General features: G+C 35.3%; 28 protein-coding genes. All 28 read left to right on the top strand.

All coding sequences use genetic code 11. The annotated features are described in order from the left end of the window. The first annotated feature begins 95 nt into the window (after nt 1-95). A complete protein-coding gene (locus tag OB_RS09325) occupies nt 96-674 on the top strand; it encodes a genetic competence negative regulator (protein ID WP_011066209.1) in 579 nt (192 codons plus the stop codon). Between the two features lie 178 nt (nt 675-852). Further along, complete coding sequence (locus OB_RS09320; protein WP_011066208.1) at nt 853-2,133, top strand: Glu/Leu/Phe/Val family dehydrogenase; 1,281 nt, start codon at nt 853-855, stop codon at nt 2,131-2,133. Between the two features lie 284 nt (nt 2,134-2,417). After that, a complete protein-coding gene (locus OB_RS09315; RefSeq protein ID WP_011066207.1) occupies nt 2,418-3,410 on the top strand; it encodes a YpdA family putative bacillithiol disulfide reductase in 993 nt (330 codons plus the stop codon). Between the two features lie 167 nt (nt 3,411-3,577). Further along, nucleotides 3,578-4,549, top strand: a complete 972-nt coding sequence (locus tag OB_RS09310; RefSeq protein WP_011066206.1) for an asparaginase — start codon at nt 3,578-3,580, stop codon at nt 4,547-4,549. 321 nt (nt 4,550-4,870) lie between these two features. Further along, nucleotides 4,871-5,518, top strand: a complete 648-nt coding sequence (gene prsW, locus OB_RS09305; RefSeq protein ID WP_011066205.1) for a glutamic-type intramembrane protease PrsW — start codon at nt 4,871-4,873, stop codon at nt 5,516-5,518. 184 nt (nt 5,519-5,702) lie between these two features. Then, nucleotides 5,703-6,476, top strand: coding sequence for a spore cortex-lytic enzyme (gene sleB / locus OB_RS09300; protein ID WP_407938095.1), 774 nt, complete (start codon nt 5,703-5,705; stop codon nt 6,474-6,476). 15 nt (nt 6,477-6,491) lie between these two features. Beyond that, nucleotides 6,492-7,835, top strand: a complete 1,344-nt coding sequence (ypeB, locus tag OB_RS09295) for a germination protein YpeB (RefSeq protein ID WP_011066203.1) — start codon at nt 6,492-6,494, stop codon at nt 7,833-7,835. 591 nt (nt 7,836-8,426) lie between these two features. Beyond that, entirely contained in the window at nt 8,427-9,686 is a 1,260-nt protein-coding gene (ltrA, locus tag OB_RS09285; RefSeq protein ID WP_041544159.1) for a group II intron reverse transcriptase/maturase, read from the top strand. Between the two features lie 335 nt (nt 9,687-10,021). Continuing rightward, nucleotides 10,022-10,687 (top strand): flagellar brake protein, encoded by a 666-nt coding sequence (locus OB_RS09280; protein WP_011066201.1) that lies wholly within the window; start codon nt 10,022-10,024, stop codon nt 10,685-10,687. Between the two features lie 91 nt (nt 10,688-10,778). Next, nucleotides 10,779-11,471 carry a (d)CMP kinase gene (gene cmk, locus OB_RS09275; RefSeq protein ID WP_011066200.1) on the top strand — a complete coding sequence of 231 codons (693 nt, stop codon included), beginning with the start codon at nt 10,779-10,781 and terminating at the stop codon, nt 11,469-11,471. A 13-nt stretch (nt 11,472-11,484) separates the two neighbouring features. After that, nucleotides 11,485-12,066: a lysophospholipid acyltransferase family protein gene (locus OB_RS09270; RefSeq protein ID WP_011066199.1), complete on the top strand. Its 582-nt coding sequence runs from the start codon at nt 11,485-11,487 to the stop codon at nt 12,064-12,066. A 118-nt stretch (nt 12,067-12,184) separates the two neighbouring features. After that, a complete protein-coding gene (gene rpsA / locus OB_RS09265; RefSeq protein ID WP_011066198.1) occupies nt 12,185-13,315 on the top strand; it encodes a 30S ribosomal protein S1 in 1,131 nt (376 codons plus the stop codon). Nucleotides 13,316-13,565: 250 nt separating this feature from the next. Then, a complete protein-coding gene (locus tag OB_RS09260) occupies nt 13,566-14,462 on the top strand; it encodes a YIEGIA family protein (protein ID WP_011066197.1) in 897 nt (298 codons plus the stop codon). A gap of 2 nt (nt 14,463-14,464) precedes the next feature. Next, a complete protein-coding gene (locus OB_RS09255) occupies nt 14,465-14,650 on the top strand; it encodes a capping complex subunit for YIEGIA (RefSeq protein WP_011066196.1) in 186 nt (61 codons plus the stop codon). Nucleotides 14,651-14,735: 85 nt separating this feature from the next. Next, nucleotides 14,736-16,046, top strand: coding sequence for a ribosome biogenesis GTPase Der (der, locus tag OB_RS09250; RefSeq protein WP_011066195.1), 1,311 nt, complete (start codon nt 14,736-14,738; stop codon nt 16,044-16,046). A 19-nt stretch (nt 16,047-16,065) separates the two neighbouring features. Continuing rightward, on the top strand, nt 16,066-17,100 hold the full coding sequence (locus OB_RS09245; RefSeq protein WP_011066194.1) for an NAD(P)H-dependent glycerol-3-phosphate dehydrogenase: 1,035 nt from the start codon (nt 16,066-16,068) through the stop codon (nt 17,098-17,100). 58 nt (nt 17,101-17,158) lie between these two features. Next, nucleotides 17,159-17,419 carry a stage VI sporulation protein F gene (locus OB_RS09240; RefSeq protein WP_011066193.1) on the top strand — a complete coding sequence of 87 codons (261 nt, stop codon included), beginning with the start codon at nt 17,159-17,161 and terminating at the stop codon, nt 17,417-17,419. A gap of 267 nt (nt 17,420-17,686) precedes the next feature. Further along, nucleotides 17,687-17,866 (top strand): DUF2768 domain-containing protein, encoded by a 180-nt coding sequence (locus OB_RS18180; protein ID WP_331436986.1) that lies wholly within the window; start codon nt 17,687-17,689, stop codon nt 17,864-17,866. Between the two features lie 19 nt (nt 17,867-17,885). Further along, nucleotides 17,886-18,614, top strand: a complete 729-nt coding sequence (locus OB_RS09235; protein WP_041544158.1) for a hypothetical protein — start codon at nt 17,886-17,888, stop codon at nt 18,612-18,614. A 191-nt stretch (nt 18,615-18,805) separates the two neighbouring features. Then, nucleotides 18,806-20,284 (top strand): stage IV sporulation protein A, encoded by a 1,479-nt coding sequence (gene spoIVA, locus OB_RS09230; RefSeq protein ID WP_011066191.1) that lies wholly within the window; start codon nt 18,806-18,808, stop codon nt 20,282-20,284. Between the two features lie 356 nt (nt 20,285-20,640). Then, nucleotides 20,641-20,913: an HU family DNA-binding protein gene (locus OB_RS09225; protein WP_010650679.1), complete on the top strand. Its 273-nt coding sequence runs from the start codon at nt 20,641-20,643 to the stop codon at nt 20,911-20,913. Between the two features lie 102 nt (nt 20,914-21,015). After that, nucleotides 21,016-21,240, top strand: a complete 225-nt coding sequence (mtrB, locus tag OB_RS09220) for a trp RNA-binding attenuation protein MtrB (RefSeq protein WP_011066190.1) — start codon at nt 21,016-21,018, stop codon at nt 21,238-21,240. A gap of 112 nt (nt 21,241-21,352) precedes the next feature. Continuing rightward, the gene (locus OB_RS17875; protein ID WP_011066189.1) at nt 21,353-22,069 is read left to right on the top strand and encodes a heptaprenyl diphosphate synthase component 1; all 717 of its coding nucleotides are present in this window, start codon (nt 21,353-21,355) and stop codon (nt 22,067-22,069) included. Nucleotides 22,070-22,083: 14 nt separating this feature from the next. Further along, a complete protein-coding gene (gene menG / locus OB_RS09210) occupies nt 22,084-22,800 on the top strand; it encodes a demethylmenaquinone methyltransferase (RefSeq protein WP_011066188.1) in 717 nt (238 codons plus the stop codon). 37 nt (nt 22,801-22,837) lie between these two features. Next, the gene (hepT, locus tag OB_RS09205) at nt 22,838-23,809 is read left to right on the top strand and encodes a heptaprenyl diphosphate synthase component II (RefSeq protein ID WP_011066187.1); all 972 of its coding nucleotides are present in this window, start codon (nt 22,838-22,840) and stop codon (nt 23,807-23,809) included. Nucleotides 23,810-23,884: 75 nt separating this feature from the next. After that, nucleotides 23,885-24,331 carry a nucleoside-diphosphate kinase gene (gene ndk, locus OB_RS09200; protein ID WP_011066186.1) on the top strand — a complete coding sequence of 149 codons (447 nt, stop codon included), beginning with the start codon at nt 23,885-23,887 and terminating at the stop codon, nt 24,329-24,331. Between the two features lie 100 nt (nt 24,332-24,431). Continuing rightward, entirely contained in the window at nt 24,432-25,217 is a 786-nt protein-coding gene (locus tag OB_RS09195; RefSeq protein WP_011066185.1) for a CheR family methyltransferase, read from the top strand. 97 nt (nt 25,218-25,314) lie between these two features. Then, nucleotides 25,315-26,484 (top strand): chorismate synthase, encoded by a 1,170-nt coding sequence (gene aroC, locus OB_RS09190; protein WP_011066184.1) that lies wholly within the window; start codon nt 25,315-25,317, stop codon nt 26,482-26,484. Nucleotides 26,485-26,486: the final 2 nt, after the last annotated feature.

Genomic DNA, 26,486 nt, shown 5'->3' with positions numbered 1-26,486 from the left:
TAAAATGCATATAGTATATAAAGTGCTTCTAAACATCACTATAAATTGTGCAGTGTAATGTAGAATGAGCACTTCGATAAGGGGGAGGATGCAGGATGCGAATAGAGCGTGTTTCTACAGATCAATTTAAAATTTTTTTAACGTTTGATGATCTTATTGAGCGTGGTTTTACAAGAGAAGATTTATGGCATGATGCATCAAATGTTCGAAGCTTATTCAGTGATATGATGTATGAAGCAAGTAGTGAACTAGGTATTGAATTAGAAGGAATGTTATTAGTCCAAGTTCATTTAATGCAAGCTCAAGGAATGCATATATTTGTAACACAACAATACGAGGATAATAGTGAGGATGAAGATTACATCGAGATGAAGGTTACTTTGGATGAGAGTAAAGAACTAATTTTTTCCTTTATGGACTTTGAAGATATAATCTCTGTTACATCTTATTTAGATCCAATGGGATTGGAAAACATACGACTTTATTATATGGAAGATAGATATTATATGATTTTAGATCATATTGAGTTATCGAGAGTCGATAAAGAGGATATAATTGGAGTTATGTCTGAATACGCTAATCCTAGTATTGTCACTTCTCATCGAATTGAAGAATATGGGAAACTGATTATGGAAGAGAATACAGTTCAGCAAATCAAGCGATTCTTTTACTAAGTTGATGGTGTTTATAACATTGATTATTAAATAAACGAGATTATTTTGAATAATTCCATTATAAGAACATCTGATAATAGGCGTAAGATTTGATTTATGTTATTGCATATTCTGTTTGAAAGTGTATACTAATTTTTGAGTAGACAAAACAAGGATTTATATTGTAGGAGGTTAATTCATGGTAGCCGATAAAGCAGCAGATTCTTCAAATGTGAATCAAGAAAATATGGATGTTTTAAATACAACACAAACTATTATTAAAAGTGCATTGGATAAACTTGGTTACCCAGAAGAGGTATTTGAATTATTAAAAGAACCGATGCGGATTCTAACGGTCCGTATACCTGTAAGAATGGATGACGGTAATGTAAAAGTGTTTACAGGTTATCGTGCTCAGCACAATGATGCAGTGGGTCCTACCAAAGGTGGAATACGCTTTCATCCTAATGTTACTGAAACAGAAGTAAAGGCGCTTTCTATTTGGATGAGTTTGAAATCGGGGATTGTTGATCTTCCTTATGGTGGAGCTAAAGGAGGAATTATTTGCGATCCTCGTGAAATGTCTTTCCGTGAATTAGAAGCATTAAGTCGCGGTTATGTACGTGCGGTTAGCCAAATAGTAGGTCCGACAAAAGATATACCTGCACCTGATGTATTTACTAATTCTCAAATTATGGCGTGGATGATGGATGAATATAGTAAGATTGATGAATTTAACAATCCTGGGTTTATAACTGGTAAACCAATTGTCCTTGGTGGATCGCATGGGAGAGAATCTGCTACTGCAAAAGGTGTAACAATCGTTTTAAATGAAGCAGCTAAAAAGAAAGGCATAGATATAAAAGGAGCCCGTGTTGTTATACAAGGGTTTGGAAATGCTGGAAGCTTTTTAGCTAAGTTTTTACATGATGCCGGGGCGAAAGTTGTCGCAATATCTGATGCGTACGGTGCCTTGTATGATCCAGAAGGCTTGGATATTGATTATTTATTGGATCGCCGTGACAGTTTTGGTACGGTAACGAAATTATTTAATAATACAATTTCCAATGATGCATTATTTGAATTAGACTGCGATATTATTGTACCAGCTGCTGTTGAGAATCAGATAACTCGTGAAAATGCTCATAATATAAAAGCATCTATTGTAGTTGAAGCAGCTAACGGACCTACAACGATGGAAGCAACAAAAATACTAACAGAACGTGACATATTAATTGTACCAGATGTTTTAGCTTCTGCTGGAGGAGTTACTGTATCTTACTTTGAATGGGTGCAAAACAATCAAGGGTTCTATTGGTCAGAAGAAGAAATAGATAATAAATTACACGAAATAATGATTAAATCATTTAACAACATCTATAATATGTCGAAAACACGGAGAATTGATATGAGATTAGCTGCATATATGGTTGGTGTTAGAAAGATGGCAGAAGCATCTCGTTTCCGTGGTTGGGTATAGGTCTGTTGTTTAAAATTGATAAATAGGTAACTTAGAGTGGCGCTGGACATAGCAAATAGGGATAATTCAAAAATTGAACAATTCAAGTACGTAAAGCTTTGGAATATACAACCTTCTTAGGAAAAAGCAAAGGCGAAATCTCAACGTAAGTAAAATTGTACGAGGAGTTCCCCTCCAGCTTGTTAAACAAAGTATATTCCCATACGACGGTTGAATTTTTCTTTAGAATAATTTCATTTGTATCAGCGCTATTTTTAATCTTGCAAGGAAAGAAGGACAATTTCATGCAACAAGAAGATGTTATTATAATTGGTGCAGGTCCATGTGGTATGGCTACTGCTCTTGAACTGCAAAAAAACGGCATAGAACCATTACTAATAGAAAAAGGGAACGTTGCTCAGACGATAAGTAATTACCCTACACATCAGACTTTTTTTAGTTCAAGTGACAAACTTGAGATTGGCGATGTTCCTTTTATTACTGAAAATAAGAAACCGGTAAGAAATCAAGCGATGGTTTATTATAGAGAAGTTGCACAAAGAAAAGAACTACGTATACGTCCCTATGAAGAAGTAATAGGACTAGTAAAAAATAAAAATGGTAAAGGCTATACAATTACTACATCAAATATACATAAAGAACAAAATGTATATTATGCGGCTTATGTTATATTAGCGACGGGTTATTATGATCAACCTAATTATCTAGAGGTTCCCGGTGAATCAAAACCAAAAGTAACGCATTATTTTAAAGAAGCTCATCCATACTTTAATCAAAATGTTGTTGTTATAGGAGGTAAAAATTCCTCCGTAGATGCTACAATTGAATTACATAAAGCTGGTGCTCATGTAACTGTCTTATATCGAGGTAGTAATTATTCTAAAAGTATTAAACCTTGGATTCTTCCTGAGTTTGAGTCATTAGTTCGTAATGGAAAAGTAAATATGGTATTTGAATCCACAGTTAAAGAAATTAATGACCACTCATTAACGTATGAATCTCAAGGTGAATCGTATACAATAGATAATGATTTTGTATTTGCGATGACGGGCTATCAGCCTAATTATTCCTTATTAAGACAAGCAGGCGTGGAAATAATTAAGGAAACCGGAAAACCTCAATTTGATAAAGAAACTCTGGAGACAAATGTAGACGATTTATATATTGCTGGAGTAATTGCTGCAGGATACGATAATAATAAAGTATTTATTGAAAATGGTCGTTTTCATGGAAAACCAATAGCAGAATCAATATTGCGTAAACAAAAGAATATATAACCATATATCCACGAAGTTAGGTACTTTGTGGATTTTTATTCCCTATGTTTTATTTTTTAATATATTTTAAATAGAGATTGTATATTTTAAGTAAGATATACTTGAAAGATTTTCTTTGGAAAAGGATAATATAGGAAGATATAATTACATAAAAAGAAGGGTTTGCTATGACTAAAAAAATATTATTATTAGCTACTGGTGGTACCATAGCAAGTGAGAAGAAACCAAACAGTGATAGATTAGAATCTGGAGTCTTGACTGGAGAAGAATTACTTAAACAATGTGATATTCCTAGTGGAATTGAAGTAGAGGTTCATTCTATATTTCAAAAAGCAAGCATCCACTTAACATTTCAAGATTTACTGGTATTAAAATCGAAAATTGATGAACTTTTACTTAATAGTAGTTTTGATGGAATAGTCATTACTCAAGGTACCGACACATTAGAAGAATCTTCATACTTTATGAATCTTATTACTGATTACCATATTCCCATTGTTTTTACAGGTTCTCAGCGTTCTCCTTTAGAAGTTGGAACGGATTCTTTTATTAATATAAAAAATGCAGTTCTAACGGCTTGTAGTGAAGAACTAAATGAAGTGGGTGTGACAGTTGTATTTAATGAGCGTATTTTTCATTCACGTTATGTTCGAAAAGAACACGCTTCAAATATTCAGGGATTCAATGCGTTTGGATATGGATATTTAGGGATTATCGATAATAATCAAGTGCGTGTTTTCCAAAAGCCTACGTATAAGGATTATTATAAATTACAAAAGAAATTGCCTGAAGTAGATATTATTAAAGTGTATATGAATACTGATGGTAAGTATATTAAAGCAGCGAGAGATAATCAGGTTGATGGAATTGTAATTGAAGGGGTTGGAAGAGGACAAGTATCCCCAACGATGATGCAAGAAATTAAACAATGTATCGAAGAGGGTATTGCAGTGGTTATTACAACATCAGCTGTAGAGGGAGAAGTGTATCCAACTTACGATTATCAAGGAAGTACATATGATTTATTACAGAACGGTGTAATTCTTGGAAAAGATTATGATAGTAAAAAAGCGAGAATCAAGCTCATGGTAGGGCTTGCTAGTGAAATACCTCTACAGACACTTTTTCATCCATTCTAATTTAGATGCTTTTTTGGCTAAGTGAATTAATTTCAAAATAAAATTAATGTTCAAATTCTGGGTTTGAATTAAATGACAGATGGGGACAAATTCCACAGGAACGGTATCAACTACTCGGAAATGATTCGGAGTGCATTGTCAAATGTTTTTTCAAGGGTTGCTATGTTCCTTTACTATTAAACATTAATATTTAAATTAGTTTTTAGTATATTGTATTTAATTATTAAACTCGATTTCTTAATGGAAACTGGCTGATGAATGTAAAATGAAATTACTATATGCTAAGGAGAACGAATTGGGAGTAGAGAAGAGGTATATTTTATGTTGTCTATATTATCAGCTGGTATAGCACCTGCTTTAGCTTTGCTATCGTATATATATTTAAAGGATAAAATAACGGAACCTATTTGGTTAATTATACGAATGTTTATCTTAGGTGCTTTACTCGTACTACCTATAATGTTTATCCAATATGCAATATCTAGTGAATTTAATTACGATTCCATTTTCATCGAGGCTTTTTTCCAAATCGCGTTACTTGAAGAGTTTTTTAAGTGGTTTGTATTTATGTTTGTTATATACCAACATGAAGAATTTGATAATCATTATGATGGTATTGTTTATGCTAGTTCACTTAGTTTAGGATTTGCTTCTATTGAGAATATCCTTTATTTAATTACCAATGGAATAGAGTATGCATTTCTTCGAGCCGTTTTTCCAGTATCTTCTCACGCGTTATTTGGAATTATTATGGGATATTATTTAGGAAAAGCCAAAACTCATACTAATTATAAGAAAAAAAATCTCACTCTCGCATTCTTATTACCATTTCTTCTCCACGGAATATATAATTTTATTTTAAAAGGTTTTAGCAGTTTTACATTAATTCTGACTCCTTTTATGGTTTTATTATGGATAATTGCGTTGTACAGATTAAAAAGAGCGAATGAAAATACAATAATCAATTAAGGAACTATCTAGCATGTCAGCTCGTTGACTGTTTGATAGTTTTTTTATTTCTTATCTGAATGAATAAAAAGGAAAATAACACAAAAAATAGTGGTGCATCCTATTACAAGGAACGGAGGAAATAAAAATGCATCAATCGTATAAGGCATTCATGATAATACTTGTTGTTTGTAGTAGTCTAACTATGTATTTTACACAGACAGACAACACAAAAACATATGCATTTAGTGATCAAGTCATCCAACAAGGTGCGGTTGGAGAAGATGTTATTGAGCTACAAGCTAGATTACAGTATTTAGGTTTTTACAACGGCAAAATTGATGGAGTCTTTGGTTGGGGTACCTATTGGGCATTACGCAATTTCCAGTATGAATTTGGCATGGAAATAGATGGATTGGCAGGTCAAACAACAAAAGATAAATTAGTTCAAGCAAGTAATTACGATAAAGAATATGTTACAGAGCAAATAAACAAAGGAAATCAGTTTACGCACTATGGTGGCGGAGATAGGAACACAGATGGTCAAAGTAATTCAGGTGGTGGCAGTGGCAATAGTGGTGAAGACACTGGTGGTACTCCTTCAGTAAATGTTCCACAAGGTTATTCTCAAAATGATATTCAATTAATGGCAAATGCAGTATATGGAGAGGCAAGAGGTGAACCATACGAAGGTCAGGTTGCTGTTGCGGCCGTTATACTTAACCGTTTAAATAGTGCATTGTTCCCGGATACAGTATCAGGTGTCATTTTTGAACCACGTGCATTTACTGCAGTAGCTGATGGCCAAATCTGGTTAGAACCAAATGACAAAGCTAGAGAAGCAGTTTTAGATGCAATTAATGGTTGGGATCCTTCAGGAAATGCCCTTTACTATTTTAATCCTGATACTGCAACTTCTGGCTGGATTTGGACGAGACCACAAATTAAACAAATTGGTAAACATATATTTTGTAAATAGGAAGGTGTGAGAATTATGTTTCGCTGGATCGCAATAGGTGTACTTAGTGTAGCTGTAATTGGAACAGCGGTATGGGGTTATAATGAATATAGTGAAAAGAACGAAATAAAAATACAGGCTGAAAATGAATACCAACGCTCATTTCACGAATTAACCTATTACATGGATTTATTAAATGATGAGATTGGAACTGCATTAGCGATGAATTCGAAAGAACGCTTATCACCTCAGTTCGTAGATATTTGGAGACTAACCTCACAAGCACATTCAAATGTAGGTCAATTACCTTTAGGGTTATTACCTTTTCATAAAACGGAACAGTTTTTATCAGATATCGGGGAATTCACATATCAAACTGCAGTTCGAAACTTAGATGATAATCCATTAACGGAAGAAGAAACCCAGAAGTTAAAAGACTATTACGATCAGTCTGGTCAAATTAAAGACGAGTTAAGACAAGTGCAACATGTTGCTTTAGAAGAAGGGTTAAATTGGATGGATGTTGAACTTGCACTGTCTGACGAGAATGCACAACAAGACAATACAATAGTGAATGGCTTCCAAACTGTTGAAAAGTCGGTGGAAGGATTTGGTCAAGCAGACCCCGAAAATTCAACTATAAGTACGAATACGCAAGATCATTCATATAAAAACTTGACTGGGTCTGAAGTAACAGAAAATGAAGCTTTACAGAGAGCGATGGAGATATTTGAAATTAAAGATAAAGATTTACTTTCGATTTCTAAAAGCGGTGAAGGTGCTGATACACCTTTATACAGTATTTCCTATAATAAGGATGAAGAACACGGATATATGGATATGGCGATTAAAGGGGGACACCCTTTAAATTTACTAGTTAGTCGTGAAATGAAAGAAAAAAAAGTCAGCTTAAATGAGGGCTCTGAAAAAGCAAAAGACTATTTAGCTTCGTTCGGACTTGAAGACATGACTTTATTCCAAAGCAGTGAATATGACCATATAGGTGTATATTCTTACTTATATAACGATAATGGTGTGCGAGTATACTCTGATGCTGTAGAGGTTAAAGTTGGTTTAGATAATGGAGATCTGCTAGGCCTAACTACTAATAGTTACTTTATGAATCACACAGATAGAGAAATACCAGAACCGAAAATTTCAGAAGATGAAGCAAGAGATAATGTGAATAGTACGGTCGATATTCAAGAAAGTCACTTAGCTATTATTGATAATAATGCTGGTGAAGAGGTATTAACCTATGAATTTCTCGGTATAATGGATGATGAGACTTACCGAATTTTCATAAATGCAGAAAATGGTCAAGAAGAACTGGTAGAGAAATTAGATGGTAAGGAAGTAAATTATAACTCAGTTCTATAAGGGAAGGGAAGGTTAAAAAACCTTCCCTTTTTTTATGTGTGCCCGGCATGGGTGCAGTCTATAGGGTGAGAGTCCCGAACTGTGAAGGCAGAAGTAACAGTTAGCCTAACGCAAGGGTGTCCGTGGCGACATGGAATCTGAAGGAAGCGGACGGCAAACCTTCGGTCTGAGGAACACGAACTTCATATGAGGCTAGGTATCAATGGATGAGTTTGCATAACAAAACAAAGTCCTTTCTGCCAAAGTTGGTACAGAGTAAATGAAGCAGATTGATGAAGGGAAAGACTGCATTCTTACCCGGGGAGGTCTGATCGAAACGCCAAGCACTCTTGGTAACCCATTCAGCAATGGATGGCTGAACGGTCAGAAGTCAGCAGAAGTCATAGTACCCTGCATACTCGAGAATGTAAGGGGAAGGACGGAACAATTAAGGAGAAATGTGACACTAGGCGTTAAGATTTCATGCAGACACAGACAACCCGGAAGGGCTTATCCAAAGGAGGACGTAGTGAATCTACAGGGGACTTTGGAAGGGTGGAGTGGAACTTGCACAAATAGAACGTCACATTCACGAAGAAAGGAAACCCAAGTATGTTGATGAACCAAATTCTGTCACGGGACAATCTCATTCTCGCACTAAAGCGAGTCGAACGAAATAAAGGAAGTCATGGCATAGATGAAATGTCCGTAAAATTCCTACGAAGACATCTCTATGATAACTGGGATTCCCTTCGGGAGAACTTGAGGAAAGGAACCTATACACCTTCTCCTGTCCGCCGTGTCGAAATCCCGAAACCAAGCGGAGGAGTTCGGATGTTAGGTATTCCAACCGTGACGGATCGTTTCATTCAACAGGCTATTGCCCAAGTGCTTCATACAATTTTTGACCCCACCTTCTCAGAACATAGCTATGGATTCAGGCCCAACCGTCAAGGACATGACGCTGTGAGGAAGGCAAGGGGGTTTATTAAAGAAGGATACAGATGGGTAATTGATATGGACCTAGAGAAATTCTTTGATAAGGTGAACCATGATAAGCTCATGGGTGTTTTAGCGAAGCGCATCAAGGATAAGGAACTGCTTCGGCTTATTCGGAAATACCTACAATCTGGCGTCATGATAAATGGGATAGTAGTTAGCTCCGAAGAAGGCACTCCGCAAGGCGGGCCGTTGAGCCCTCTTCTTTCTAACATTATATTAGATGATTTAGATAAGGAGCTGGAGGAGCGTGGGCTACGTTTCGTTCGTTATGCGGATGACTGCAACATCTATGTGAGAACAAAGAAAGCTGGGAATCGTGTAATGAATTCCATTACTACATTTATCGAAGAGAAACTTCACTTGAAAGTAAATAAAGAGAAATCAGCAGTGGACCGGCCTTGGAAACGTAAGTTTCTTGGTTTTAGTTTCACCAATGGAAAGAATTCAAAAATTAGAATCGCAAAAGAAAGTATTATGCGTCTAAAACAGAAAATCAGGGAAATAACTTCACGTTCCAAGCCATTTCCTATGGAAGTAAGAATTGAGAAATTAAACAAATACCTGATGGGTTGGTGCGGGTATTACGCTTTAGCGGAGACACCTTCAAAGTTTGAGGAGTTCGATAAGTGGATAAGAAGAAGATTGCGCATGTGTATGTGGAAACAATGGAAGCTTCCACGGACAAAAGTCCGAAAGCTGATTAGCTTGGGTGTTCCTGACCACAAAGCATACGAATGGGGAAACACCAGAAAGAATTATTGGCGTATCTCCAAGAGTCCAATCTTAAGCAGAACCCTAGGCAACTCCTATTGGAGTAGACTAGGGCTCAAAAGTCTGTATCAAAGGTATGAATTTATTCGTAATACTTAATTGAACCGCCGTATACCGAACGGTACGTACGGTGGTGTGAGAGGACGGGGGTTAGTCGCTCCCTTCTACTCTATTATTTATCATTTATAAAAATATCTTCCATTGGAAAACGGAATTACTGAAAATATCTACTTCCTGCTTCATCGCCTAGTAACTTGGCGAATACACAAATCACGAAGTAGAGTGCTGAAATATTATAATACATAGACGTACTTATAGTTTTCAAATGAAAGTCAACATCGGATCATCACCTCTAAAAGGGTGCTTGCTCCTTTGGTCCTATTTTGTCATAATAAGTATAAAGTATTATTTTAATATGATGATGGGGGTACTTTATGCTAGAAATAGGTATGAAAATTCAATTAGAAATGAAAAATAGTGATAACAGTAAAACAGATATCTATTTGTGTACAATCATTGATGAAACAGAAGATAACTATATTATTAATTATCCTGTACATAAAGAAACATTGAAAACTACATTTTTTAATATTGGAACTTACTTTTCTGCTGTTTATGTAGGTGAAGATGACGCAATCTATCGCTTTCCAACAAAAATCACATCTAGAAAAAAAGCGAAAATACCATCTCTATATATTACAAAACCTGAGGTTGAGCAATGGAAGCGAATTCAACGACGGGAGTATGTGCGTGTGGATGCTTCCATTGATGTTGCGGTTCATAGTGTTTTACATCAATTTGATCCTTTTACTACAACTACACTAGATATTAGTGGTGGTGGTGTTGCTATCATCACTCCAAAGGAAGTAGAACTTGTGCTTCATACATTGGTTGATATATGGTTGCCTCTTGAAATAAAATATCAAAACAAGATCCATCATGCATACGCCCAAGCAGAAATTGTTACTATTCGAGAACTTAATATCAGAAAGAATGTAGTTTCGCTTCAATTTCATTCCATTACCCAAAAAGATCGACAAGAAATTATACGTTATTGTTTTGATAAAGAACGTGAAAAAAGGTTAAAAGAGAGAAATTAATTCGACCATAAAAAATAGAATATGTTATGATTATCATGTAGAAAGATAGCTTGGTAATAGCCAAGTTTTTTATTGTAGGAGATGAACATGAATGGAACAAAGAATCACAGTAGCAATTGACGGACCAGCAGCAGCAGGTAAAAGTACTGTAGCTAAAATGATCGCAAATCAATTAGGATTTATTTATGTGGACACGGGTGCAATGTATCGTGCTTTAACTTATCAGGCTTTACAAGAAGGTATAGACCCAAAAAATGAAGATAGCGTTCTAACTATATTAATGAATTCCAATATAGAATTACGTCAGGCTGAAAATGGACAACGAGTCTTTGTAAACAACAAAGATGTCTCCGAAGAAATTCGTTATCCAGACGTAACATCAAAAGTATCTTTTGTAGCAGAACATCCTTCTATACGTAAAGAGATGGTATCTCGACAGCAAAAACTTGCAAATAACCGCAGTGTGGTAATGGATGGAAGAGATATTGGTACGCATGTATTACCAGATGCGGAGGTAAAAATCTTTTTAATTGCCTCAGTGGAAGAAAGAGCAAAAAGACGTCATGAAGAGAATATTAAAAAGGGTATACCTTCAGATATAAAGTTATTAAAAAAAGAAATTAGTGATCGAGATGAAATCGATTCGAATCGAGAGGTATCTCCATTAATCAAAGCAGAAGACGCAATAGAAGTTGATACTACATCACTTTCAATTGCAGAAGTAAAAGATCAAATCTTAAATGAAATCTTTAAATACAATACCCAAAATAATAAGGGTGTATAGAGGGGGAGAAAGGATGCTTTATAAATTTGCTAGATTTGTTATAGCAATCATTTTTTACCCGCTATATCGTATCAAAGTGATTGGCAAAGAGAACATACCTGAATCAGGCCCTGTGATTATTTGTTCAAATCACATATCTAATTTTGACCCACCTGTTGTAGGTATTACCTCCAACCGTGATATTTCATTTATGGCAAAAGGTGAGCTTTTCGAAAAACCTTTATTAGGAAGATTGTTAATAGGTATAAAAGCTTTTCCGGTTCGTCGAGGACTTGCAGATCGTAATGCATTACGCAATGGACTTAAAATTCTTGAAGAAGGACATACACTTGGTCTATTTCCAGAAGGTACAAGAAGTAAAACCGGAGAGTTAGGGAAACCGCTATCTGGTGTTGGATTTTTTGCCCTACGTTCGAAGGCTGTGGTTGTTCCTTGTGTGATAATTGGTGAATACAAGCCATTTTCTAAAACAACGGTAGCATATGGAAAACCAATGAATGTAAATACCTACCGTGAAAATAAAGCTTCTGCAAAAGACATGTCAGAGGCAATTATGGAAGAAATCAGAAATTTGTATGATATTCACAAAAATTAATTGTCTTTACTTGACAAATAATTATAATTATTAGAAGTTATAATTAGAAACTAGAATTTATCTTTCTTACTATTCCCTTTTAAATGAATAGTTGAAGTGTACCTAGGAGGCTATGGAAATGAGTGAAGAAAGTAAAGATCTACAAACAATGGAAGTTGGTACTACCGTCACAGGAACTGTCGTAAAATTAGAAGATAAGCAAGTTCTTGTAGATATCGGTTATAAAACAGAAGGTATTTTGCCGATTGGCGAACTGTCTAGTCTGCATGTTGAAGCAACAACAGATGTACTAACAGAGGGTGACACTGTTACATTAAAAGTGAAAAAGATAGATGATGATGAGATCATTCTATCAAAAAGAGCAATCGATTCTGAAACAGCTTGGGAAGAATTAGAACAAAAATACAACTCAGGTGAAGCGTTCGATACAACTGTAAAAGAAGTTGTAAAAGGTGGATTAGTTGTAGACGTGGGTGTTCGTGGATTTATACCTGCTTCTTTAGTAGAAACCTATTACGTCGAAGACTTTAGCGACTACCTTAATAAGACTCTAAAAGTAAAAATAGCAGATTTAGATCGTTCACAAAACCGTGTAATTTTATCCCATCGTGCTATTGTGGAAGATGAAGAAAAAAATAGAAAGAACGATGTACTTCAATCACTTGAACCTGGACAAGTAATCGAAGGTACGGTACAACGTATTACAAACTTTGGTGCTTTTGTTGACCTTGGTGGGGTAGACGGCTTAGTGCATATATCTCAACTTGCACATGAACATGTAGAAAAGACTTCTGATGTTGTATCTGAAGGTGACAAAATAAAAGTAGAAGTCTTGTCTGTTGATTTAGATAATGAAAGAATTTCTTTATCTCATAAGAACACATTGCCAGGACCATGGGCAAATGTAGAGGAACAAGTAAAAGTTGGCTCTACAATTGAAGGTACAGTAAAACGCTTAGTTAGTTTTGGGGCGTTTGTCGAGTTACTTCCTGGCGTAGAAGGATTAGTGCACATTTCTCAAATCGCTAACCGTCATATTGGCACACCACAAGAAGTTCTTGAGATAGGACAAACTGTCCAAGTAAAAGTATTAGACGTTAGTGAACAAGATCAACGAATTAGCTTAAGTATAAAAGAACTGGAAGAAGAACAAGAAGCTAAAGAATATAAACAATATGAAAAAGATGACGATCAATCTGGATTTCAACTAGGCGATTTTATTGGCGACAAACTCGATAAATATAAATAACCTTATTATAAAATGCCAAGGAAGAATTTACTTTCCTTGGCATTTTTTTATGAGCTATAAAATTATAGAATTTTGCATCTGGTGAAAGTCAACATCGAATCGCATCCGCTTATCGTATTTCCTATATCTCATACGGTTCCATCCAGGAAAAACGGTGATAAACGGCCGCTTGCTCTTTGGTTTATCTGTACTAAGATTTCCAAAGTGAGCCATACTAACAGATACAGTTTTTAAAGATGGGGTGGCTTACATGGAAATCGATGCATATTTAAATGCTATACTTTTCGGAGTCGTAACTGGCACAGTTGCAAGATTACTGACTTTACGATCAGATTACCGTCAATATCCAACATACTTACATGGACGAATTATACATTTATCACTGGGATTTATAGCTGCTTCCTTAGGAGCCCTAGCAATTCCTGCTTTACTGGAAATGCAATTTACTGCTGTCACGTTTTTGACTGTTGCAGCAACTCAATTTAGAGATGTCCGTAACATGGAAAGAACTACACTTACTGAATTAGATGGGTTTGAGTTAGTATCAAGAGGCAATACATATATTGAAGGGATAGCAATTTCATTTGAAAGCAGGAATTATCTAGTTATGTTTACTGCTTTCTTTACTACCCTTGCATTTATTGCGTGGGGATGGTTCCCTGCATCCGTGGTGGCAGTATTATCATTTATTGTTGGTTTGAGTCTTATGAGCGGATCTACTTTGAAGGATATAGTGGATATTGAGCAATCGGAGATAACTTTTGATGGAGCAGGATTATACGTAGATAATATATATATTATGAATATTGGGCTTCCAGAAAGACAAGAAGAAATCTTACAACACGGAATGGGTTTTATATTAAAACCAAAAAACATCAATATTGTTACCACTATTGCTAATCTTGGTCAACGTCAAGCAATATTACATGATGTATCTGTCTCTTTAGGTGTGTTTCGGGATTCCGGTACACCTGCTTTAACTCCTCTAATAAAACGCGATCTAGATGACGGACGATTAGGAGTATTCATTCTCCCACTTATAAAAGATGCAGAAAAAGCAAAAAAAGTAATAGGTGCGGTACCTGTGTTAGAAAGTGCAGTTCGTATGCCATCTGAATCAAAAGCAATAAGGAGGAATAAATCGTGAATATGGAATTAGATAAAACTATTTTAGCGATAATTACATCTAATCAATCTAAAGTAACAGGTGGAGCACCCATTTTCATTTGTGAAAAAGGGACTGAACTAGAATTATTTGCGGCTAATCTTGAAGCGATTATTGATGGTATAGCACACCGATTAAGTGATGAAGTCTACATTATTGTAAAACACTAAATATAGAATTTAATTGTTTATCTTACCTTATTTTGCTAGAATGTATAAAGGCAAATAGACAAAAGAGAGAGGATGTTCCTTAAAAATGAGGAAATCTGTAGTAGCGATTGTTGGTAGACCAAACGTAGGAAAGTCAACCATATTTAATCGCTTAGTAGGAGAAAGAATTTCAATTGTAGAAGATATCCCTGGTGTAACAAGGGATCGAATATATGCAAATGCAGAATGGCTTAACCATACTTTTAATATCATTGATACGGGTGGTATTGAACTGGGTGATGAACCATTGCTCGTGCAAATGAGACAGCAAGCTGAAATTGCAATTGATGAAGCAGATGTAATTGTATTTTTACTGAATGGAAAAGAAGGCATTACTTCAGCAGATGACGAAGTAGCTAAATTATTATTCAAGTCGAATAAACCTGTTGTAGTAGGCGTAAACAAAATGGATAATCCCCAAATGCATGAAACAATTTATGAATATTATTCATTAGGATTTGGACAACCATTTCCCATCTCAGGCACACATGGCCTTGGATTGGGTGACTTACTAGATGAAGTCGTAGGTCACTTTCCTAATGAATCGGAAGAAGAAAAAGATGAAGATACGATATACTTTAGTTTAATCGGTCGACCGAATGTAGGAAAGTCTTCTCTTGTAAATGCATTATTGAATGAAGATAGAGTGATTGTTAGTGAAATAGAAGGAACCACTCGGGACGCTATAGATACGAAATTACATCGTGATGACCAAGACTTTGTAATAATTGATACAGCTGGTATGCGCAAACGAGGAAAAGTATATGAATCCACAGAAAAATACAGTGTACTCCGTGCGTTGCGAGCGATAGAACGTTCTGACGTTGTTTTAGTATTAATAGATGCTGAGACAGGTATTCGTGAACAAGATAAACGTATAGCTGGATATGCCCATGATGCAGGTAGAGCAATAGTTATCGTTGTTAATAAATGGGACACTGTCGACTCAAATGAAAAAGCAATGAAAGAATTCGAAAAAAATATTCGAGCACATTTTCAGTATCTAGATTATGCTCCAGTTGTATTTCTATCAGCGAAAACGAAAAAACGCATGCATACCTTAGTGCCAGCAATAAAATTAGCTAGTGAAAGCCATACAAAACGTATTCCAACTAATGTATTAAATGATGTAATAATGGATGCTATTGCTATGAATCCAACACCTACATTAAAAGGAAAACGCTTGAAAGTGCTCTATGCAACACAAGTTGCTGTCCAACCGCCAAGCTTCGTTGTTTTTGTAAATGATCCAGAGTTGATGCACTTTTCATACGAGAGATTTTTAGAGAATAAAATCCGTGATGCATTTGGATTTGTGGGCACACCTATAAAATTATTCGCTAGAAGACGCCAATAAATTAGGGAGAGATGATCACATGGAAAAAGTTGCTGTACTAGGAGCCGGTAGTTGGGGAACAGCTCTTGCAATTGTATTAGCTGACAATGGTCATGAAGTTCGATTATGGTCACATAGGAAGGAACATGCAGAAACAATTAATGAAACTCACCGAAATCATAAATATTTAGATGTCGATATTCCAAATGAGATTACCGCTTATAGTGATATGCATCAAACAGTCTCTGGGGTAGATGCAGTTGTTATTGTAGTACCAACGAAAGCAATTCGAGAAGTGTGTAGTGAACTGAATAAATGGATGGATTCAAAAACAACTGTTATCCACGCGACAAAAGGCATTGAACCTGTTAGCTTAAAACGGGTCTCTGAGATGATTGAAGAAGAGATGGATATAAAGTACGAAGATATTGTCGTGCTATCTGGTCCAAGTCATGCAGAAGAAGTTGCTTTAAGACATCCGACTACAGTTACAACTTCATCTATTAATCTAGAAAAAGCAAAACATGCACAAGATCTTTTCTCAAGTGATTCATTCCGTGTGTATACAAGCGATGATATTCTAGGAATAGAATTAGGTGGGGCACTTAAAAACATTATTGCATTGGGAGCAGGAATTTCTGATGGTTTAGGTTTTGGTGATAACGCGAAAGCTGCTTTAATTACAAGAGGATTGGCAGAAATTGCTCGATTAGGAACGTCTTTAGGGGCAAACCCGTTAAGTTTTCTTGGATTATCGGGAGTTGGAGATTTAATTGTTACTTGTACAAGTGTTCATAGCCGAAATTGGCGTGCAGGAAATCTATTGGGTAAAGGTAACCAGCTTGAGGATGTACTTGAGCAGATGGGAATGGTAGTTGAAGGTGTACGCACCGTTAAAGCTGCCCATCAATTTGCTAAGGATCAAAATGTTGATATGCCGATAACAAGCGGAATATTTCAAATTCTATTTGAAAATAAAAATCCCAAAGATGTAGTCGAACAACTTATGAACAGAGGAAAAAGAGATGAAATGGATGATTTAGCAGTTCTGCTTAAGGAAAGATATTCAGAATAACACGCAAATTACCTCCTTGCATATAATATGATGAATGAAATCGCAAGGAGGAAAAAATGTGAATAATTTTCAAAAAGGCCTATTTGATAAATTACAGAAGAATGCGAATATCAATCCTGAAGATGTTTATAAAGTTGCGGACTCTGTAAAGCATGCAAATTTTAAAGATGAACAAACCGTACGTAATTTAGTTAAACAGTTAGCTCAAATGGCAAATAAACCCCTCTCAAAAGAAAGAGAAGATAAAATTGTTCAATCCATTGTGAACAATAATATGCCTAGTGATATGAATAGTTTAAATAAACTTTTCAAAAAATAGCAAGGCATAGGCAATTGAGTATACGAAATAACATTTATATGCATAAGATAAATCGCACAAGCATTCAAGGATAGAGTTGCTAAGGAAACTTATTTAGTCATCCCGTGGTAGAGGAATCCCCTTTTATCACGGGATTCCTTATGTTAAAAACCGTCACATAATATTAGTAAAATTTACTCGTGCTATTGGAGGATTATGTTATAATGACACCTATGTAGAGGATATTTATAGTTAGTTGAGGTGAAATCGTTGTCAATTTCAATGTTTATGATGTATGTTTCATTTGCAGGAATGTTTTTATTAATCCTCTCAATGGGACTGATTGTTTGGAGCAGAAGTAAACTACGCGGTTGGGTACAGGTAGTGGTATCGTTACTTGCTTACCTCTGTTTAATTAGTGGAGGATTTATTATCCTGTATGTCGTATTTAGTGGACCTACAAGATAATGATAAGGAGTCTTATATTATGAAAAACCGTACATATTTGTTAATACCAATTATATTTCTTACATTCATACTTACTGGATGTCTTTACCCGCAAAGTGAGAAATCAGAGAATCAAATACCTTATGAAGAACAACTACAGACGGTACAGCAATCGGTAAATAGTTATAAAGAAGGAGAAAATGGACTTGTTCCAATTCGAACAAAGGACAATGATACTCCAGAATTCGAAAAATATTTAATTGATTTCAGTAAACTTCGTGAAAACGGTTATTTATCGGAGCCTCCTGGGAACTCTTTTGAAAAGGGAGGCGTTTATCAATATACTTTGTTGAATCCAGAAGAGGATCCAACAGTTAAGTTAATTGATTTACGTATTACGGAAGAAATTCGCCGTGTCAATGTGCAATTAGACTTTTATAGACAGGAAAATTATTACCCTGCTTTCGGAGAAAAATTAACGGACAAGTATTACACTATTGATTATAATAAATTAGATCTTGAAGAAGCACCAACAGTTACTAGTCCTTATTCGCAAGAAGAATTGCCAATTATTATGGATTTAGATGGAAATCTTTTTGTTGATTATTCCTATGACTTAAACAAAGCTTTACAAGAATATAATCATGAGTATTCTGAAGGTGAAGATATTCGATACCTATTAACCGACCATTCTCCATTTGTTCCTGCATATTCTGTTCCATATACCGTAAAAGATAATCAAGCTATTTTTTTAGATGAGATGGAATAAAAAAACCCTTGTAGCAATATATATTGTTGCAAGGGTTTTTTATATTTATATCGATGATGTACCTGTATGGAAAAAATATATTAAAAATATTGGCAAACAAGGCATATTTTAATAGGACAACATCATAGAATCATAATGTCAATATAATGCGGGTAGTTTATATTAAAGTACGGAGATCGGGAGGGGATCTTTTGGAAAAAACGGATATTTTCAAAGACATTTCAAAACGGACTAACGGCGATATCTATTTAGGAATAGTTGGAGCAGTCCGTACAGGTAAGTCAACTTTTATTAAAAAGTTTATGGAGCTCGTAGTATTACCTAATATTGAAAGTGAAAGTGATCGTGCACGAGCACATGATGAACTGCCACAGAGTGCAGCAGGAAAAACTATTATGACAACTGAACCAAAATTTATACCAAACCAAGCAGTGCAAGTAAAAGTAGATGATGGTTTGGACGTAAATGTAAGACTTGTCGACTGTGTAGGATACGCAGTAGAAGGTGCAAAAGGTTTTGAAGATGAAAACGGCCCGAGAATGATTCATACACCTTGGTATGAAGATCCAATTCCTTTTCATGATGCAGCTGAAATCGGTACACGAAAAGTAATTCAAGAACACTCGACTATAGGAGTAGTTGTTACTACCGATGGATCAATTGGTGAAATTGAAAGACATGACTATGAAGATGCTGAAACTAGAGTGGTAGAAGAATTAAAAGAGGTAGGAAAACCATTTATCATGGTAATAAACTCTACTCAACCTCGAAGCCAGGAAACAGAGTTATTAAGACAAGAATTAGTTGAAAAACATGATATACCCGTATTGGCAATGAGTATTGAATCAATGACGGAACATGACGTCTATAATGTACTCAGAGAAGCACTATTTGAATTCCCAGTACTTGAAGTGAATGTTAATTTACCTAGTTGGGTAATGGTATTAAATGAACGTCACTGGCTACGACAAAATTATCAAGATGCTATACAAACGACTGTGAAGGATATTAAACGGTTAAGAGATGTAGACCATATCGTTGGTAACTTTACAGATTATGACTATATAGAACAGGCAAGCTTAGCAGGAATGGAGATGGGTGAAGGTATAGCAGAAATTGATCTTCATGCTCCAGACTATCTATACGATGAAGTATTAAAAGAAATTGTTGGGGAAGAGATTCGCGGAAAAGACCATTTGCTTGAACTTATGCAAGATTTTGCTTATGCGAAACGAGAATATGATCAAGTAGCAGGAGCATTGCAAATGGTGAAGCAAACCGGATATGGAATAGCAGCTCCAACATTAGAGGATATGCAATTAGATGAACCAGAAATCATTAGACAAGGGTCGAGATTTGGAGTACGTCTAAAAGCTGTGGCTCCATCCATCCATATGATTCGGGTTGAAGTAGAGTCAGAATTCGCACCAATTATTGGGACAGAAAAACAAAGCGAAGAACTTGTACGGTATTTAATGCAGGATTTTGAAGAAGATCCATTGTCGATTTGGGAGTCCGATATTTTTGGTCGGTCATTGAGTTCAATAGTTAGAGAGGGAATACAAGCCAAAATTTCTCTGATGCCAGAAAACGCTAGGTATAAATTAAAAGATACGTTAGAAAGAATCATTAACGAAGGTTCTGGTGGTTTAATCGCCATTATTTTATAGCAGCTTACACATAGCTGCTATATTTTTTTTGGTTTTTTAATAAAAAATAAAATAACGGCAGGAAATATTTTGTTTTTGTCGTATATGTATAATGAAATATGACAATGCTTTGTGTATACTGGGTTGGAGGGATTTACAGAACAACGCTTATTTTTTATACGGATTAAGGTAAAAATAGGCAAAAATCCCATAAATATTGAAGAAATCGATACTTTTTGTTGAATTTTATTCCAATCTCAGTTAATATAAGCCTTGTCATCACTTGTAAGGGATGACTTACTAGTAAGCAGACAATGAATCAGACATATGAATATGTCGATTTGTCAAAATGAACATCCTGGGAGGAGGTGAATGTCATGAACAAAACAGACTTAGTGAATGCTGTTGCTGAAAAAAGTGAGCTTTCTAAAAAAGACGCAACAAAAGCTGTAGATGCAGTATTTGAATCTGTCATGGATTCACTGAAAAACGGTGAAAAAGTACAGTTAATTGGTTTTGGTAACTTTGAAGTACGCGAACGTTCTGCTCGTAAAGGGCGTAACCCGCAAACAGGAGAAGAAATCGAAATTCCTGCAAGCAAAGTTCCAGCTTTCAAACCAGGTAAAGCCCTTAAAGACAGTGTAAAATAATTATTTTACATAGGGCGGCTACAAAGGGGTACGTTTTTAGCGTACCCCTTTTCTTTATATTCATGAATGATTTATTTAAAAAGTTGCTAAAGGAGATTTACAATGACAGACCGCACGGATAAAGCTGAATATTTTATCATAAAAGCTCTTGAGAATGGAGTAAATGTTATGGGGTTAACAAGAGGACATGATACTCGTTTTCATCATACAGAAAAACTTGACCAAGGCGAAGTTATGATTGCTCAATTTACGGAACATACATCAGCGATTAAAGTAAGAGGTAAAGCATTAATTCAAACCAGTCATGGTGAAATAACAAATGAATAAATACTAATTATTGGAATTTAGAAGCTACATATATTCAATCGTTTTTATAAATGTAGAAATGTGCTATAATAGCTAAAGCAATTGAATGGCTGAAAGGGTCCAGGTGATATTCTTGACTACATTTATTACAAGAAATCAGAGCTATAGAGAGCTTCTAGATGAAAAATTAAAATATGGATATATTCACAAACATATACAACAACCACTAATTGATGAAGCCAAATGGGGTTTACTCCAGTTCCTAGTTGAACAGGATAGATCATTGACTCCGATGCAACGTGAGAGATATATTATTACTACGATGCTCGTACAAATCGCCTTGGACACCCATGATCTCGTTCCTATTAAAAAAGTAGCTGAAACAGAGCAGGAAACACTGTCAAAGCAATTACAAGTACTTTCAGGTGACTACTATAGTGGATTATATTATTTTCTATTGTCAGAAGTGGGAGAAATAGAATTTATCCAAACATTAGCAAATGCAATACGAGAAATTAACGAATTAAAAATGGCATTATATTACAAAGATTCTCCTACCTTTCATGAGAGAATTAATTTGACTAAAAAGATAAATTCTATGTTAATTATTCATGTCACACAATTTTTATATGATGATACGGCAAATGATTTAATTACAGATTGGCTTATTTTACAACAATTGGAGTTGGAGCGAGAGTATAATAATTCAGTTATTGGTGAGACAACGATTAACGCTTATCAAAAAAATGTAAGTAATCTTGCTCAAACATTATCAAATCAAACTGCATTTATCACTCATTATATTCAAGATCAACAAAACGATAATGTTAAAATCTCGACTAGACTTTAGAGGAAGTGTATTTAATGGGGAAACCATCATCAAAAGAAGAGCGAGTGCATCATGTTTTTGAAAATATCTATTCCAAATATGATTCCATGAATTCGATTATATCATTTCAACGTCACAAATCTTGGCGTAAAGATACAATGAAACGCATGAATGTACAAGCAGGAGAAACTGCTTTAGATGTATGTTGTGGAACAGGGGATTGGTCAATTTCGCTTTCAGAAGCGGTTGGGCAAACAGGAAAAGTAATCGGCCTTGATTTTAGTAAAAACATGCTCTCGATTGCAAAACAAAAAAAACAGGACTTGCAATTAAATCAACTAGAACTAGTTCACGGTAATGCGATGGAATTACCTTATGAGGAAAATAGTTTTGATTATGTTACCATTGGATTTGGTTTACGTAATGTGCCGGATTATATGACGGTTTTAGAAGAAATGTATCGAGTTGTGAAGCCTGGTGGTAAAGTGGTATGTATTGAAACATCTCAACCTACCTTAATTGGCTATCGACAAGCATATTACTTTTATTTCAAATTTATAATGCCGATATTAGGTAAATTAATCGCCAAGAGCTATAAAGAATATTCTTGGTTACAAGAATCAGCAAAAGATTTCCCGGGGAAAAAAGAATTAAAGGAAATGTTTTTAAATGCTGGTTTCGATAAAGTAGAAATGAAAAGTTATACAGGTGGAGTTGCTGCAATGCATATGGGCTTTAAAGCATCTCAATAGTACGTAGAATTGTAAAAGGTAAAATAAGGTGACTTACATGAAACTACCAAAAATTTATGGCTTTTTAAAGAAAGATATGGAAAGTATAGAATCTGCATTACAGGATAGTATACAGGCAAATCATCCCGTGTTACGTGATGCATCAACTGAATTATTACATGCAGGGGGAAAGCGAATTCGTCCTGTTTTTGTTTTGCTATCATCTCAATTAGGAAATTACGATCTTTCTAAGATTAAAAAAGTTGCAGTAACATTAGAATTAATACATATGGCTACCCTCGTTCACGACGATGTGATCGATGAAGCAGAGCTAAGAAGAGGAAAACCGACGACAGCTTCTATATATGGTAATCGTGTAGCCATGTATACGGGAGATTATATACTCGCAAGGGCATTAGAAGAAATAACAGAAATACCAGACCCAAGAGTACATCAATTACTTTCCAAAACGTTAGTAGAAGTGTCGATTGGAGAAATTGAACAGATTGAATATAAATTTAACTGGGAACAAAACTTCCGTGATTATCTGCGTCGTATAAAAAGAAAAACTGCGCTGTTAATAGCTAGTAGTTGCAAACTAGGAGCAATAGTTGGAGGTTTAAATGATTATCAAACTAATAAGCTATACCAATATGGTTATTACATAGGAATGTCTTATCAAATTATTGATGATATCTTAGATTTTACATCTACTTCCAAAGAACTCGGTAAGCCTGCTGGCAATGACTTATTACAAGGAAATATTACACTCCCGGTTTTATATGCCATGGAAGATAAGACCTTCAAACAATCACTTTTTAATGTATTTTCAAAAGATGGTCATGTCACAACCAATGAAATGAAGACACTGATACAACACTTAAAAAGAACAGATGCTATTAAAAGAAGTTATGCTGTAAGTGATATGTATTTATCCAAAGCATTAACTGCATTAGATGAAATACCGGCTTCTCGTGCAAAAAAAACTCTCCAAGATATTGCAACATATATCGGAAAAAGAAGATCCTAAGTAATTGTTATTTTTAAGAAAATTTGATATTATTTTATAGGTTACTTATTTAAATACATAAGTTGGGGTGATTTTATGGAGAAAACATTTTTAATGGTAAAACCTGATGGGGTTCAACGAGAATTAATTGGTGAAATCGTAAAAAGGTTTGAAACAAAGGGGTACAAGCTTGCTGGGGCGAAATTAATGCAAGTGTCAAATCAATTAGCTGAAACACATTACAGTGAACACAAAGAACGTCCTTTCTTCGGTGAACTGGTTGATTTTATTACTTCTGGACCTGTATTTGCTATGGTTTGGGAAGGCGAGAATGTAATCGCAACAGCTCGAAAGATGATGGGGAAAACTAACCCGTTAGAGGCAGACCCGAGTACAATTCGCGGTGATTTTGGGATTAGTGTTGGAAAGAATATTATTCATGGCTCTGATTCAGCAGAAAGTGCTGAGAGAGAAATAACTCTATTCTTTACAGAAAATGAGATCGTGTCCTATGAGAAACAAGCAAACAATTGGATTTATTAATAAGTGAAAGCGGAAACATATATTGTTTTCACTTAACTCATGACCTCCGTTAAAATAAACGGAGGTTTTTATATATTTTTGTTGATTCGGAGTGATATGAATGGATGATTATAATCCTTTTTTAGAAAAAGTTCACCAAACTATAGGTTTGGATCTTTCTTTATATAAAGAAACACAGATGAAAAGAAGAATAACAACGTTAAGAGACAAACGAGGATATAGGAGTTATATTCAATATCTAGAAGCTTTGTTAAAAGACGAGATATTACTAAAAGAATTTACAGATCGACTAACCATTAATGTTTCCGAATTTTATCGTAACCCTAAACGTTGGGAAGTATTAGAGAAAAACATCTTTCCTGAAATGGTGTCACGAAAGCCAAAAATAAAAATTTGGAGTGCTGCTTGCTCTACAGGGGAAGAACCTTATAGCTTAGCAATTCTATTGCATGAACATTTTCCACAACAAAACTTTGAAATAATTGCCACCGATATTGATGATAATGTTCTTAAAACTGCTACTCAAGGGATATATCAGAACCAGTCTCTTAAAGAATTACCAGATCGACTTAAAAATAAATACTTTAAAAGAACAGGTACATTATATTCAATTAACTCAAAATTAAAACAACATATCACCTTTAAACGACATAATTTATTAGCTGATCCTTACCCTCAAAATATGGACCTTATTGTTTGCAGGAATGTATTAATATATTTTACAGATAAAGCGAAGAACAGCATCTATCAAGGATTTAGTGATTCTTTGTCAGCTAATGGAATATTATTTGTAGGTAGCACAGAACAAATTTTCACTCCTCAACAGTATGATTTTGAACTAGAAGAGACATTCTTCTATAAAAAGAAACAAACAATTTCTTTATAAGAAAATAAAATAAATCATGTGAAAGACTACCCCTAATAAACTTATCTATGATATAGTAATTAGAAAACTTTCAACTATTTAAGAAGGAGAATGTAAATTGCGATACATAACATCTGGCGAATCTCATGGTAAACAATTAACAACGATAATCGAAGGTCTACCTTCACAATTACCAATTACTGCAGAAGATATTAACGCTTCTTTACGTCGAAGACAAGGTGGACACGGTAGAGGGAAGCGTATGCAAATAGAGAAAGATACAGTAGATATTGTAAGTGGTGTTCGTCATGGGTATACATTAGGATCTCCACTATCATTAGTAATCCGCAATGATGATTTTAAACATTGGACAGATATTATGGGCGAAGAACCAATGGAAGATCCTTCAAAAATGCGCCGTGTAGTTACAAAACCAAGACCTGGACATGCAGATCTAAACGGTGCACTTAAATACGGACATAGAGATATGAGAAACGTATTGGAACGTTCTTCTGCAAGAGAAACGGCCGCTCGTGTTGCTGCGGGTGCTGTTGCTAAAAAACTACTAAAAGAACTAGGAATTGAAGTTAGCGGTTATGTAAAGGAAATTGCTGGGATAGAAGCTAGTGATCTACCAGAATTAAACGCACAAGAACGTGCAGATAAGGCAAACCAATCACCAGTAATGGTTCTAGACGCTACTGTTGAAGAGCAAATGACAAATGCAATCGATCAAGCTAAAAAAGAAGGAGATTCCATCGGTGGTGTCTGTGAAGTATATGTAGAAGGGATGCCAGCAGGAGTTGGATCTTATGTACACTATGATCGGAAGTTAGATAGTAGATTAGCAGGCAGTGTCGTAAGTATTAATGCCTTTAAGGGTGTTGAATTCGGAATCGGATTTGAAGCGGCGAAACGTAATGGAAGTGAAGTGCATGATGAAATAGCATGGGATGAAACGCATGGTTACTACCGTACTACAAATAGATTAGGTGGTTTTGAAGGTGGAATGACGACTGGGATGCCTATTATTGTTCGAGGGGTTATGAAACCAATCCCAACACTCATGAAGAGACCGTTAACTAGTGTTGATATCGAAACAAAAGAACCTTTTAAAGCTACAGTAGAACGGTCGGATGCATGTGCTGTTCCTGCAGCATCAGTAGTTATGGAACATGTAGTAGCATTCGAATTAGCAAAAGCCCTTACCGAACAATTTTCTAGCGATCAATTGCCACAATTAAAAAAAGCAATTGATGATTACAGAGAAGAAATTAGGTGCTTCTAAAA

The sequence above is a fragment of the Oceanobacillus iheyensis HTE831 genome (genome assembly GCF_000011245.1).
Lineage (GTDB): Bacteria > Bacillota > Bacilli > Bacillales > Amphibacillaceae > Oceanobacillus > Oceanobacillus iheyensis.
Note: the sequence above shows the minus strand (reverse complement) of the source record. Positions and strands in the feature narration are given on the sequence as shown.

Excerpts from the sequence above, each read along its gene's own strand:
- OB_RS09325 (WP_011066209.1), top strand. The coding sequence starts at position 96 with ATGCGAATAGAGCGTGTTTCTACAGATCAATTTAAAATTTTTTTAACG.
- OB_RS09320 (WP_011066208.1), top strand. The coding sequence starts at position 853 with ATGGTAGCCGATAAAGCAGCAGATTCTTCAAATGTGAATCAAGAAAAT.
- OB_RS09315 (WP_011066207.1), top strand. The coding sequence starts at position 2,418 with ATGCAACAAGAAGATGTTATTATAATTGGTGCAGGTCCATGTGGTATG.
- OB_RS09310 (WP_011066206.1), top strand. The coding sequence starts at position 3,578 with ATGACTAAAAAAATATTATTATTAGCTACTGGTGGTACCATAGCAAGT.
- prsW (WP_011066205.1), top strand. The coding sequence starts at position 4,871 with ATGTTGTCTATATTATCAGCTGGTATAGCACCTGCTTTAGCTTTGCTA.
- sleB (WP_407938095.1), top strand. The coding sequence starts at position 5,703 with ATGTATTTTACACAGACAGACAACACAAAAACATATGCATTTAGTGAT.
- ypeB (WP_011066203.1), top strand. The coding sequence starts at position 6,492 with ATGTTTCGCTGGATCGCAATAGGTGTACTTAGTGTAGCTGTAATTGGA.
- ltrA (WP_041544159.1), top strand. The coding sequence starts at position 8,427 with ATGTTGATGAACCAAATTCTGTCACGGGACAATCTCATTCTCGCACTA.
- OB_RS09280 (WP_011066201.1), top strand. The coding sequence starts at position 10,022 with ATGCTAGAAATAGGTATGAAAATTCAATTAGAAATGAAAAATAGTGAT.
- cmk (WP_011066200.1), top strand. The coding sequence starts at position 10,779 with ATGGAACAAAGAATCACAGTAGCAATTGACGGACCAGCAGCAGCAGGT.
- OB_RS09270 (WP_011066199.1), top strand. The coding sequence starts at position 11,485 with ATGCTTTATAAATTTGCTAGATTTGTTATAGCAATCATTTTTTACCCG.
- rpsA (WP_011066198.1), top strand. The coding sequence starts at position 12,185 with ATGAGTGAAGAAAGTAAAGATCTACAAACAATGGAAGTTGGTACTACC.
- OB_RS09260 (WP_011066197.1), top strand. The coding sequence starts at position 13,566 with ATGGAAATCGATGCATATTTAAATGCTATACTTTTCGGAGTCGTAACT.
- OB_RS09255 (WP_011066196.1), top strand. The coding sequence starts at position 14,465 with ATGGAATTAGATAAAACTATTTTAGCGATAATTACATCTAATCAATCT.
- der (WP_011066195.1), top strand. The coding sequence starts at position 14,736 with ATGAGGAAATCTGTAGTAGCGATTGTTGGTAGACCAAACGTAGGAAAG.
- OB_RS09245 (WP_011066194.1), top strand. The coding sequence starts at position 16,066 with ATGGAAAAAGTTGCTGTACTAGGAGCCGGTAGTTGGGGAACAGCTCTT.
- OB_RS18180 (WP_331436986.1), top strand. The coding sequence starts at position 17,687 with ATGATGTATGTTTCATTTGCAGGAATGTTTTTATTAATCCTCTCAATG.
- OB_RS09235 (WP_041544158.1), top strand. The coding sequence starts at position 17,886 with ATGAAAAACCGTACATATTTGTTAATACCAATTATATTTCTTACATTC.
- OB_RS09225 (WP_010650679.1), top strand. The coding sequence starts at position 20,641 with ATGAACAAAACAGACTTAGTGAATGCTGTTGCTGAAAAAAGTGAGCTT.
- mtrB (WP_011066190.1), top strand. The coding sequence starts at position 21,016 with ATGACAGACCGCACGGATAAAGCTGAATATTTTATCATAAAAGCTCTT.
- menG (WP_011066188.1), top strand. The coding sequence starts at position 22,084 with ATGGGGAAACCATCATCAAAAGAAGAGCGAGTGCATCATGTTTTTGAA.
- hepT (WP_011066187.1), top strand. The coding sequence starts at position 22,838 with ATGAAACTACCAAAAATTTATGGCTTTTTAAAGAAAGATATGGAAAGT.
- ndk (WP_011066186.1), top strand. The coding sequence starts at position 23,885 with ATGGAGAAAACATTTTTAATGGTAAAACCTGATGGGGTTCAACGAGAA.
- OB_RS09195 (WP_011066185.1), top strand. The coding sequence starts at position 24,432 with ATGGATGATTATAATCCTTTTTTAGAAAAAGTTCACCAAACTATAGGT.